Consider the following 11,908-nt stretch of genomic DNA (forward strand, 5'->3'; position numbering starts at 1 on the left):
ACAGTCTAAAACACTTCTGCACGATTCGTATGCTACACCTTTCATCCTCCGTGAAAACAGTGCAAAATGGCTCAGGCAGGTCTTCCGACTCGGTTTCAAAGCAAATTCAGCCTTCCCATTGTAAACAGTGGCAACTTTGAATCTGCTCCACCTTACGGCGGCGGGACCGTACAGGCATTTCACCTGTTTCCCTATTATTGCAAAATTATGCAACCTAAGCGATTACATTATACCAGAAGACATACAGTGTGTCCACCCATAATCTGCGGATAACCCTCTCCCTACCTGATATTTTCTCAGATGCTGCCTTGCTCTTCTGCCCCCCTTTTGATACGCTATGAAAAAGGAACAGCAATTCACGGAGGTACCTCTTCATGTCTTATTCTCTTCCAACCGATATCATTTCAGCCAGAAACCTGACCAAACGATTCGGAGATTTCACTGCCGTTAATGCAATCTCTTTTACTGTCCGGCAGGGAGAGTGTTTTGGACTTCTTGGTCCAAACGGCGCCGGCAAAACGTCCCTGGCCAGAATGGTCTTTGGCTTGTCACCCAGAACTGAGGGCCGCCTGACTGTTTTTAATCAGGATATTTCGGATCATTCCCGGGAAATTAAAGCACGTCTCGGTGTTGTTGCCCAGGAAGACAACCTTGACCCGGAACTGACGGTTCTGGAAAACCTGCTGGTCTACGCCTCCTATTACCGTCTGCCGCGTAGTATAGCCAGGGAACGGGCTTTTGAAATCCTGGACTTTATGGATCTTCGAAGTAAAGCCAATGCGGTCGTCGACGAGCTGTCCGGCGGCATGAAACGACGTCTGACAATTGGACGAGCGCTGATCAACCGTCCGGAGCTATTGATTCTCGATGAGCCAACCACCGGGCTTGATCCGTACGCCCGCCATATGGTCTGGCAGCGTCTGCGGCAGTTAAAAGAAAGCGGTACGACCGTGCTGCTGACAACGCACTATCTTGAAGAAGCCAGTCATCTCTGCGACCGACTGATCATCATCAATCAGGGCAAAATCCTCGAGCAAGGTGTACCGGAAGATCTTATTGATAAGCATGTCGGGCAATATGCGCTGGAACTCGGGGTAAGTCCGGATATGCAAAATAAGCTCCTGCACTGGAGCTCTGAGTGGCTGAAATCTTTTCAACAAATTGGTGATGATCTGGTCCTCTATTCTGATAACGGACCAGCCATGGCTGACGACCTGAATCAAAGAATTGCCGGTGAACACCTTCCTGTCAGCTATCAGCGCCTGAGACCGACGAATCTTGAAGATGTTTTTCTGAAACTGACCGGCGAAACGCTTCATGGTGTCCGTGGCGGGTTTGAGAAATCATATGAAGAGCGCTGATGATATGGAGGATAAGAGGATGAAAATAGTTAAACCTGATCTTAATCCAATACTGACTTTCAAGGTATTTCTGCGGAATCTGAAAGTTTTCGGCAAAACCTGGAAAGCCAATTTGATGTTTAATTTTCTGGAGCCGCTGCTTTATCTCTGGGCCATGGGCTTTGGTCTGGGCGTTTATATTACGCAGATCAACGGGCTTTCCTACCTTGATTTTCTGGCTCCGGGGCTGATCGCATCTTCAGCGATGTTTGCTGTGACTTATGAAATGACCTACAACAGCTATACCCGGATGTCCCAGGAGAAAATATTTCACAGCATGGTTGTTACGCCGGTAAGCATGGACGACATCGTCCTCGGCGAAATCCTGTATGGCACATTCAAAGGCGTTCTTTACGGTGCGGTTTTCTTTATTGTCGTCGCTTTGTTCGGCATTGTCCACTCCCTGTATGCCCTGCTCATCTTTGTCCCACTGATCCTCATGTCCGTCATTTTCTCCAATCTCTCTTTAATTTGGACGAGTCTCGCTCCCAATTATGACTCTTTCGGCTATTTCTTCACGCTGCTGATTTCTCCAATGTTCCTGTTTGCCGGGATCTTTTTCCCGATTGAAAGTCTGCCCGCCGCCATTCGTTTTCTTCCGTGGCTGACGCCGCTGTACCATGCCGTTGAAACGGTGCGTCCACTGGTCCTGGGACAGGTTACTCCGGCAATCACCGGCCATATCATCTGGCTCTTAGCCGTTACGCTGCTGACGCTGCCTTTCCCGCTGGTCATGGTTAAAAAGAAGCTTATTCAATAAACGAACTCTTTTTGGATTTTGGGGATCTAGACGGCTGCAACTTTCCATAAATACAGGCATATTTCTGACTTGCTCTCCTTAGGCAGATTTGATAATCTAATAAAGATATTGACCGCTATCACCTTGTCACCTCTAAAATGCATGGTAACCGCTGAGGAAAATCTTTGTATGCCAAGGTGAAGAAATGAGCAATACTGGCGGTTTTGCGATTGACTAATCGTATTTATTTACTAATTTATGTAAAAAGGAAGATAAGAAAACATGAGTATTCTGACTGTTAAAAACTTGAGCCACGGCTTTGGCGACCGAGCCATTTTTCAAAATGTATCTTTCCGCCTGCTGAAGGGCGAGCATATCGGCTTGATCGGGGCGAATGGCGAGGGGAAATCTACATTTATGAACATCATTACGCGCCAACTCGAGCCTGATGAAGGCCAGATTGAATGGTCTAAACGAGTCAGAGTCGGTTATCTTGACCAGCATACGGTTCTGGCCAAAGGAGCAACAATCCGCGATGTTCTTAAGGATGCTTTTCAGTATCTTTTTGCACTGGAAGCTGAGATGCTGGCGATTTGTGATAAAATGGGCGACGCTTCATCCGAGGAGCTGGAAGTTCTGCTCGAAGATATGGGCTTGATTCAGGAAACCTTGAACAACAATGATTTTTATATTGTCGATGCCAAGGTCGAGGAGACCGCCCGCGGCTTGGGCCTGCAGGATATCGGTCTCGATAAGGACGTAGATGACTTAAGCGGCGGTCAGAGGACCAAAGTGCTTTTGGCTAAACTTCTGCTGGAGAAGCCGGATATTCTGCTTTTGGATGAGCCGACAAACTATCTCGACGAACAGCACATTGAATGGCTGAAGCGCTACCTGCTAGCCTATGAGAATGCATTTATCCTGATCTCACACGACATGGAATTTTTAAACAGCGTCATCAATCTGATTTATCATATGGACAACCTGCAACTGAACCGTTATGTCGGAGACTATCAGAATTTCCAGAATTCCTACGAAACGAAAAGATTACAGCTCGAAGCGGCCTATAAAAAACAGCAGCAGGAAATCTCCGACCTGGAGGATTTTGTCGCGCGCAACAAGGCCAGAGTCTCTACCCGGAATATGGCGATGTCCCGCCAGAAAAAGCTCGATAAAATGGACCGGATCGAACTGGCCAAGGACAAACCCAAACCGGTATTCAACTTTAAAGAAGCCAGGACTTCCGGCAAGCTCGTGTTTCAAACCTCTGATCTGGTGATCGGCTATAACGAACCGCTCTCCCGTCCGATCAATATTTCCCTGGAACGCGGCCAGAAGGTTGCTTTGACCGGCGCCAACGGAATCGGCAAAACCACACTCTTAAAGAGCATTATCGGTGAAATTCCTTCCCTTTCAGGCCAGGCTGAACTTGGAGACTATCTCTTCCCCGGCTACTTTGAACAAGAAATCAAGGATGCAAATTATAAGACCTGTATCGAAGAATTCTGGTCGGACTTCCCCGGCTATACGCAGTACGAAGTGCGGGCAGCGCTGGCCAAATGCGGTTTAACGACGAAACATATCGAAAGCAAAGTCCTGGTCTTGAGTGGCGGTGAGCAGGCCAAAGTACGGCTCTGCAAGCTGATTAATAAAGAAACGAATTTTCTGCTGCTCGACGAGCCGACCAACCATCTCGATGTCGAAGCCAAGCAGGAGCTGAAACGGGCGCTTCAGACCTATAAAGGCAGCCTGCTTCTCATTTGCCATGAGCCTGATTTTTACCAGGATGTCGTTACGGAAGTTTGGAATTGTGAGAATTGGACGACCAAGGTCGTCTAAATATTGGCGAATTAAGAAAAAAAGCAGATTATTAAAGATTTTTCATATCATCAGGTAAGATGGTAAAGAAATCGGCAGCTTGTTCAAATTCGCCACCGATGGCGAGTTTGGGACAATCTATTTAGAGGATAACTAAAAAGCTTAATCTTAACCAAATATAACTATTCGGATTACTGGGCTAGATGTAAAACCAGTATTCTAATAATGTTAAAAAGCAAAAGGCTGATATTTCTTAATATAGAAAGCCAGCCTTGCATCTTATATACTATGTTTTAAGTTGATGTGATTAATGATTAAATTCACCAGAGAAAGCCCTCAAGAAATCAATTGGCATCATTATGGTAAAAAGCTCCTGAATTTCTGGCGTGTGGAAATCCAAATCACCGGTAACTACGATATCCGGCTGGGCTACTATAGCAGAAACTAAAATAGGTAAATCTTTTGGATCTCGTATATATGGAACTGTTACCGTGGAAAGATCTGAGGGAGTATAAGCTATCTCGAATTCAAGTGTTGTAAGAAATTTATCCCATTTACGGATTATCTTTGGGAATTTGCGTTCAATGACTTCTGAAATTTCCGTAATCGAGTAACTACAAATAATCAAGTGGTGTTGTTCAATAAGTAGAGTTAAAAGTTTACTGGCAATTGATGATTCTGATAAGACAGCAGATATCAGGATATTTGAATCAACAAATACGCGTAAGGCATTATTTTTTCCGCTCATTCCACATTTCCTCCCGGACTACTTCCAGTTCATTAAGAAGGTCTTGTTCGGTAATGCCTTTCTCTTGTGCTTCTGTACTAAGGGCATCTTGTAATTCACGTAAGGCAATTAGACTGGCCTTGGTAATTACAACTTTACCGTTGTCTTCCAGGAAAGCGATTCTATCACCTTCGTTTAATTTTAATAGGTCCCGAATAGGCTTCGGAATCGTGACTTGTCCTTTTGAGCTAATTCTTGATATTTCCATAACAGAACCGCCTTTCTATTTTTCTTTACATCTTTACTTTCTTTACTTATATTATACTACTGTAATAGGAACATGTGCAATTTACAAATTTCTCCTCATTCTCTTAAAATTTTTGTCGTTACCGTCTGATATTGATGATTTGAAAATAAAGCAGCAAATAAACTACCTATTTTCAAATCATCGGGCCCAGACGGTAACGACAATCGCTTACAAGTTTAGTGAGAGAGCCTTACATTAGGAAAAATCCTTGGGCCTATTGGCTTACCGCTCGGCATGGGGTGATTTGAAAAAGATAATTGCCTGTAATTCAAGCCTTTTCAAATCATGGCTATGGCGGTAAGCCAATAACTCTGAGGTATTTTTTTATCTTGCTGTCTTAAATATTTAAAATGTTTGCTTAAAAATCCAGCTTCAAATGTGCTTGTCTTTACTGTCTGAATGTTGGGCGATTTGAAAATAAGGAAGGCCAACTACTACAGCTTTTCAAATCGCCGGGACAGACAGTAAAGACAAGCTCTTAGGGGTTAACTACGAAAGTTTACATCAGAAAAATCCTTAGGCTTTTTGGCTAACCGCCCAGCATGGATGATTTGAAAAAATTATTGCTAATAATTCAAACCTTTTTCAAATCATTGGCCATGGCGGTAAGCCAATACTCTAACCTTGCTATTGAAGGGTCATACATTCTGGCATTCAGGTAGTACAGGCCGGATTCTTTATCATAATAGTAGCCGGCATAGGTAAACGGGTTATCGACTGTCCCTGTCTGCGAAGTAATATTGCCAAATGCATCATACTAATATGTTGCCTGAATTGTCCCTGTATTGTCAAGAAGGGATGTCACATCACCGTGACCGTTATACATATAGTTCAGTGTCTGTCCGCCGACTGTCCGGGCTAACAGGTTCGTTCCATAAACGTTTCTGGCGAATTGGTTTCCTTTGCCGTCCAGTTCAAGGACAACCTTATCACCCTCATAGATGAACCGGAGGATGAGAATTGGAAGTCGTTGGTGGCACGCAGACCATCGCCATAGTACGTGTACTCAACCATGGCATTGCCGGTGTTGCTCTTGATCATTTGGTTGAAAACATCAAAGTACTGGGCAAAGCTGACGAGATCTTCGGCATATTGCGTTGCGCCGTCTATCTCTTGTCCGGGTATGAACATCCCGAAATGCGGCGTTGGCGGGTTAACCGGGTCGATTTTTCTTATCTGTTCTGTTAGTTTGCTGGTATTATTGCCGTTATTGTCATAACCATATTTTGTGATTGTTTTGAGATCGCCTTCTAGCTTTTATAGGGTTAATGCCTTCATAGAGTTTGGCATGTCTATCATTCTTCTACTGTGAGAACTGGACGACCAAAGTCGTCTAAGGCCGTGAACTTTGACAGATTTTGCTTCATTTGCTCTATTTTTAAGGGTAGATTGTTTAAAAACTTGAACAATAAAGTATCCTATACATTTATACTTTATTGTTTTCTTTTTTTTCTAGTTGAAGGCCGCAATTTTTGCAGTAGTTGTCCCCTTCGTCCTGAATAACTAGGCGGCAGTTCGGACAAGTTCGTGTAGATGCTTTTATGTTTCTGTTTTTTGCTAGCTCTGCTGAGACAATGCCAGTAGGTACGGCAATTATGCCATAACCAAGAAGCATCAGCATGGAGGCAACAATCCTTCCCAAAGGTGTGACCGGTGTAATGTCGCCAAATCCGACGGTCGTAAGGGTCACAATCGCCCAGTAGATTGAGGCCGGAATACTGTCAAATCCGCTGGTTTCCCCTTCGATTAAATACATCATTGTCCCAACGATTACAACCACAACGAGGACCGCCTGCAGAAAGACAATAATTTTATAGCGGCTGGCCTTCAGCGCATTGATCAGCGAATATGATTCACCGACGTACCGGCCGAGCTTTAAGATCCGAAAGATCCTCAGTAGACGAAAGACCCTAAAAATCAAAGCAAACTGACTACCGGCGATAAAGATACTCAGATACGTTGGCAAGATTGCCAGTAAATCGGTTACGCCAAAGAAACTTTTCAGATATCTTAGTTTATTTCTTACGACCCAGATTCTGATGATATATTCAATTGTAAAGAGAAGCGTGATCACCCATTCCGCACCAGAGAGAATTGTGCGGTAATCCTGATTCAAATTGGGCAGCGACTCCAAACAGACAACGAGAATACTCAGCAGGATCAGCCAGAGCAGCGCAATATCAAAAGACCTCCCCGCATGGGTATCGTTCTCGAATACGATCGTAAATAATCTGTCTTTGAGCGAAAGATTTTTATTATTTTCCCCAGTCTTCACTTTTTCTGTCTTGTCTCTATGCGATTCTTTTACCATTTTTTATTCTCCAGTTATGATAAATTTAACCTATAATTTAAAAGAATAATTTTTTTGTATTATAGCATATTATTTTCCAAAATACGTCTTCCGTAGCTCTGTATGAATCTCTCTATTGTCCAAAATTAATCGAGGAAAGAATTTGGTTTACTTCTGCCAATCCTGCGCTATCCGAATAAGCAAGCTACTTTATATAACTCAAGGAAATTTTTACTGCTTACCAAAGTTCCGATTTTGCTGGATTGTGCGATAAATCCCCACTATAAAAGAGTAAGGTTTATCTAAGCCTTACTCTTAAACTATTCCATATTCTAATTTTTACAATACTCTCGTAATCGGATTTACTTTTTAAAACAATCTGTCCATTATTCTTCCGATGATACAACCCTGCTTCGCAGTTCCCCGACCATGCTCGGTACGTCGATCTGCATCGGGCAACGCTCCACACAACGTCCGCAGCGCAAACAGGTGTACAGCATCGGAGCAGCATCATCGGCTCCGCCTTCAACGAAGGCCGTCCAGACGGATCCTATGCCGCTTAAGTATGTCTTGCCATAATGCCCTGCTGTGACCTGGAATACCGGGCACTCATACATGCAGCCACCGCAGCGCAGGCAGTGCGAAGCTTGGCTGAAATGTTCCTCCGCCATCATTTTGCTTCGGCCGTTATTAACAAAAATAACATAAAATTCTTTCGGTCCATGAGCGCCGTAAGTCGTAACCTTCTCGATATCCCCGGTCTTGCTCGGGCCGCTGATAATATTGACATAGCTCGGTGCTCCGTACTGGGCGTATCTCCACGTTACCTCAGCTGTCATCATAGCCTCGAGGAAAGACGGTACAAGTTTTTCGATGCCCACAATGACAATATGTACCGGCGGCGCACCCGTACAAAGCCGGACATTTCCTTCATTTTCAATAATGACAACCTGACCGGTATCGGCAGCAACCACATTGGCGCCGCTGATTCCAATATCAGCAGTGAAATATTTCTCTCTTAAAAATTCCCGTACGACCCCAACTTCCTGAGCAATATCGGGAGGCACTTCTTTTTTGAAGAAATCGGAAAAGATCTCGGCAACCTGTTCTCTGGGTACGTGGATTGCCGGAGACAGAATGTGCATCGGGCGGTCATCCTTCAGCTGAAGAATGAATTCCCCAAGATCGGTTTCCCAAACCTCGTTCCCGGCTTTCTCCAGCCCGTGTCTGAGTTTAAGCTCTTCGCCCAGCATACTCTTGCCTTTCACGATCACCTTGCCTGTACCGACAATCTCATCGAGAATACGGAAAACTTCGTCCTTGTCTTTGGCAAAGAAAGCCTTGCCATGATTTCTTTCAATTGCTTCCATGGCTTGCTCCCTGAGCTCTCTGTTATGCTGCATCGAATATGCTTTAATTTCCCGGACTTCCTCGGCAAGCTTTTCCGTATGCGGATAGCGATCCATGGTTGAAGATACCGTCTCCCTGTAGGATTTTACAGCTCTGGTTATCGCCCGGTTAATATTAGGATCTTTACTTGCTTTATTCAAATTCTTGGTGTAGGCGCCAATTTCTTTATTCAAGTCAGTCATTAATCCTTAAACCCCCTAAATAAGAATTCAACCATATCATCCATGATCATCGGATGATTCTTATCGACACCGCTTTCCAGTGAAGATAAGCAGTACGGGCAGGATATCAAAGCCCGCTTTGCTCCAGTATCCGCCAATTCAACGACTCTGCGTTTAGAAATTGTTTTGGATATCTCGGGAAACAGCATTTTACTCGGACCTCCGCAGCAGGTTGTCCACTCTCTGCAGCGCAGCGGCTCAATATATTTTACACCGACTGCATCCAGAACATCTCTGATCTCCTGGGATATGCCAAGTTCCCTGGCCATCCGGCAGGAATCATGGATAACCACCGGATCCTTTTCATCAACAGCAGGAAGCAAATGCCTTTTTTCCCAGACCAATTCGATAAAAGTCTTCACCTGAATATCCGGAAAGTCAACCAGTTTGGGATAAATAAGCTTGAACATTTCCGCTGCATGCGGCGAAGTACAGACGACGACTTTTGCTTCGGTCTCTCTAATTCGTTCAGACAAGATCGCAGCATAGGACTTTAATTCTTGCCAAAAACCAAGTTCATCCAGCAAGGCACCGGTATACATATCTGCCCGAGGGTCATAACAAAGATCATAACCAAGCTTTTGCAAAATGATTGCAGCTTTATAATTTACAGAATAAAATCTTTCTTTGTCTTTGGCCAAGACAGAAGCATAGATCTTCTCCGCATTAATACCGGTCTTATTCACAATCTTTCTTGCTCCCATCAGCCAGGAGAAGAGGTTGCTGGACGAATCGACATAGATCAGTGTCTTGACAAGTGAATCAATATACGGCAAAAGCTGATATTCACTGCCTGTGTAAAACAGGATCTCACCTTTTTGGGGCAGCTTTAAATCTTTTACCCAGGAAGCTATCTCCTTTGGCTTCAGAGCCAGCGGGTTCTGATATTCAACAATATTATCTCTGATTAACGCCAAAACAGGCGGCAGTTTTTTCTTCTTAGGCAAAATCTCACAGCCCTTCTAATGAAATGGGTACATCAATTATTTAATACAAAAAAAAGATAATAGTAAATGCCCAGTAAAAATGTATTATGTATTCATAATTCGGGTAATACAATGATCTCTAACTTTAAAACATGTGAAGAAATAATACCCTGCATATTCTGGCCTTCACTCCCTTCTTATGATATGATAAGATAAAATTAATTTCCAGGCAAAACCAGAAAGAGGAGAATTCTATGGAAGAAAACATCACTCCGGCCAAACCCAGAAGAGGATTCTGGATAAAAATTATTCCGATTGTAATAATTATTGCGCTCATTGCTGCCATGATCGGCTTCAAAGGCTACATAATCGTTGAACCTGGCCACCGGGGCGTTATCGTCCAGCTTGGTAAAGTTATGCCGTACGTTTTAGACGAAGGGTTCCACATCATTGTACCATTTATCCAAGATGTTATTCCAGTTGAAGTCCGGCTTCAGAAAGACCAATCTGACCAAACTACCTCTTCCAAGGACCTTCAGGTCGTAAATACAACGATCGCTGTAAATTACCGGCTTAATCCGGGAAATGTCAACAAGCTCTTCCAGGATGTCGGCCTGGAATACAAAGAAAAAGTTATCGACCCGGCCGTTAGTGAATCGCTCAAGGCTGTAACCGCTCAGTATACCGCTGAAGAACTGATCTCTAAACGTTCGGAAGTCAGCGCCAAAGTCAAAGAGACGCTTGGTAAGAAGCTTGCAGTCTATTATATGGAACTGGATGACATCAATATCACCGAATTTGACTTCAGCGACCAATTCAATCAGGCTATTGAGGAAAAGCAGATTGCTGAACAGCAAGCCTTAAAAGCAAATCTTGATCTTCAGAGAATCCAAGTCGAAGCCCAACAGCAGATTGAACAGGCTAAGGCTGAAGCAGAAGCCCTGAAGCTGCAGAAGGATGTCATTACCCCTGAACTGGTAGAACTGCGTAAAATTGAAGCTCAGCTTGAAGCGATCAAGAAATGGGACGGCAAACTTCCGACCGTGACAGGCAGCGGCGCTGTTCCGTTTATCGATATCAGCAATCTGAACAAATAATTGTGATCGAATATTTAACTCTGTATATTTTAGATATTTAGGGATCTTAATGTCATTGTGTAAGGATGAAACAGCCCGCATTCTTTCAAAGGAATACGAGCTGTTTTTCTATTGAAAATCCGTTTGATTCCATAAAATAATTTTTCTTTTATCTGTCTCCATCCAGAAGGTTCCCAAGTCCTCCAAGGATACTCCCCTCGCCTTTCTGGGCCCCACCAAGCCTCGGCGCAGAAGCAATGATTCTGTCCGCGAGACGGCTGAACGGCAGAGACTGCAGCCAAACTTTGCCGGGACCGGAAACAGTTGCAAAGAATAGTCCTTCCCCGCCAAAGAAAGCAGTTTTGATGCCTCCGACAAATTGAATATCATAGCAAACGCTGCCGGTCATTCCGACGAGACAGCCGGTATCGACCCTGAGGGTTTCTCCCGGCCGAAGTTCCTTCTCGACAATTGTTCCGCCGGCATGCAGGAAAGCCAGGCCATCTCCCTCGAGTTTCTGCATGATAAATCCTTCACCGCCAAAGAATCCGGTTCCGAGTCTTTTGTTGAATTCGATGCCGATCGCTACCCCTTTTGCGGCACATAAAAAGGCATCCTTTTGACAGATTACTTTACCGTTATACGCAGTTAGATCAACCGGGATGATTTTCCCGGGATAAGGGGCCGCAAAAGAAGCATGCGCTTTGCCTGCCCCACTGTTGGTAAATAGGGTCATAAAAAGGCTTTCTCCTGTTAGCAGCCTTTTCCCTGCTCCAAATAGCTTCCCGGTAAGTCCCCTATTTTCTCCCTGTCCGGATCCGTCCCCAAAGATGGTTTCCATCTGAATGCCCGGTTCCATAAACATTAAGGCTCCTGCTTCCGCAATCACACTTTCAGCCGGGTCCAATTCAATCTCAACAAACTGCATGTCATCCCCGTAGATCTTATATTCGATTTCGTGAGCTTTTCCCATGTTATCTCCTCTCTTCCCTGC

General features: G+C 44.3%; 12 protein-coding genes and 1 riboswitch. Of the genes, 5 read left to right on the forward strand and 7 right to left on the reverse strand.

All coding sequences use genetic code 11. The features are described 5' to 3' along the window. Positions 1-57: 57 nt before the first annotated feature. Positions 58-233, reverse strand: a riboswitch (cobalamin riboswitch). Positions 234-374: 141 nt separating this feature from the next. From DEHRE_RS07815 to DEHRE_RS07825, 3 genes are all read left to right on the forward strand, one after another. Further along, entirely contained in the window at positions 375-1,361 is a 987-nt protein-coding gene (locus DEHRE_RS07815) for an ABC transporter ATP-binding protein (RefSeq protein WP_025205773.1), read from the forward strand. Between the two features lie 19 nt (positions 1,362-1,380). Then, positions 1,381-2,160 (forward strand): ABC transporter permease, encoded by a 780-nt coding sequence (locus DEHRE_RS07820; protein WP_019226313.1) that lies wholly within the window; start codon positions 1,381-1,383, stop codon positions 2,158-2,160. Between the two features lie 261 nt (positions 2,161-2,421). Further along, positions 2,422-3,978 (forward strand): ABC-F family ATP-binding cassette domain-containing protein, encoded by a 1,557-nt coding sequence (locus tag DEHRE_RS07825; protein WP_019226312.1) that lies wholly within the window; start codon positions 2,422-2,424, stop codon positions 3,976-3,978. A gap of 286 nt (positions 3,979-4,264) precedes the next feature. Here DEHRE_RS07825 and DEHRE_RS07830 read toward each other — a convergent pair whose 3' ends face one another. The 3 genes from DEHRE_RS07830 to DEHRE_RS15635 form a co-directional block, all read right to left on the reverse strand. Further along, positions 4,265-4,705: a putative toxin-antitoxin system toxin component, PIN family gene (locus DEHRE_RS07830; RefSeq protein WP_019226311.1), complete on the reverse strand. Its 441-nt coding sequence runs from the start codon at positions 4,703-4,705 to the stop codon at positions 4,265-4,267. Continuing rightward, positions 4,689-4,952 carry an AbrB/MazE/SpoVT family DNA-binding domain-containing protein gene (locus tag DEHRE_RS07835; protein WP_019226310.1) on the reverse strand — a complete coding sequence of 88 codons (264 nt, stop codon included), beginning with the start codon at positions 4,950-4,952 and terminating at the stop codon, positions 4,689-4,691. Before DEHRE_RS07835 ends, DEHRE_RS07830 begins: the two co-directional genes overlap by 17 nt. Before the next feature lie 613 nt (positions 4,953-5,565). Beyond that, on the reverse strand, positions 5,566-5,730 hold the full coding sequence (locus tag DEHRE_RS15635; RefSeq protein WP_083221888.1) for an RHS repeat-associated core domain-containing protein: 165 nt from the start codon (positions 5,728-5,730) through the stop codon (positions 5,566-5,568). 221 nt (positions 5,731-5,951) lie between these two features. Between DEHRE_RS15635 and DEHRE_RS07840 the strand changes: the two genes are divergently transcribed. Next, positions 5,952-6,179 carry a hypothetical protein gene (locus DEHRE_RS07840; protein WP_019226309.1) on the forward strand — a complete coding sequence of 76 codons (228 nt, stop codon included), beginning with the start codon at positions 5,952-5,954 and terminating at the stop codon, positions 6,177-6,179. Positions 6,180-6,417: 238 nt separating this feature from the next. Here DEHRE_RS07840 and DEHRE_RS07845 read toward each other — a convergent pair whose 3' ends face one another. The 3 genes from DEHRE_RS07845 to DEHRE_RS07855 all read right to left on the reverse strand — a co-directional run bounded on the left by DEHRE_RS07845 (position 6,418) and on the right by DEHRE_RS07855 (position 9,859). Then, positions 6,418-7,302, reverse strand: coding sequence for an ion transporter (locus DEHRE_RS07845; protein ID WP_019226308.1), 885 nt, complete (start codon positions 7,300-7,302; stop codon positions 6,418-6,420). Between the two features lie 365 nt (positions 7,303-7,667). Beyond that, positions 7,668-8,873 (reverse strand): LUD domain-containing protein, encoded by a 1,206-nt coding sequence (locus DEHRE_RS07850; protein ID WP_019226307.1) that lies wholly within the window; start codon positions 8,871-8,873, stop codon positions 7,668-7,670. Continuing rightward, complete coding sequence (locus tag DEHRE_RS07855) at positions 8,873-9,859, reverse strand: (Fe-S)-binding protein (RefSeq protein WP_019226306.1); 987 nt, start codon at positions 9,857-9,859, stop codon at positions 8,873-8,875. The genes DEHRE_RS07850 and DEHRE_RS07855 overlap by 1 nt, the downstream gene beginning before the upstream one ends. A 233-nt stretch (positions 9,860-10,092) precedes the next feature. Between DEHRE_RS07855 and DEHRE_RS07860 the strand changes: the two genes are divergently transcribed. Beyond that, positions 10,093-10,935 (forward strand): prohibitin family protein, encoded by an 843-nt coding sequence (locus DEHRE_RS07860; protein ID WP_019226305.1) that lies wholly within the window; start codon positions 10,093-10,095, stop codon positions 10,933-10,935. Positions 10,936-11,083: 148 nt separating this feature from the next. Here the strand turns inward: DEHRE_RS07860 and DEHRE_RS07865 are convergent, their stop codons facing one another. After that, positions 11,084-11,887 (reverse strand): TIGR00266 family protein, encoded by an 804-nt coding sequence (locus DEHRE_RS07865; protein ID WP_019226304.1) that lies wholly within the window; start codon positions 11,885-11,887, stop codon positions 11,084-11,086. Positions 11,888-11,908: the final 21 nt, after the last annotated feature.

Source organism: Dehalobacter restrictus DSM 9455 (assembly GCF_000512895.1).
GTDB lineage: Bacteria > Bacillota > Desulfitobacteriia > Desulfitobacteriales > Syntrophobotulaceae > Dehalobacter > Dehalobacter restrictus.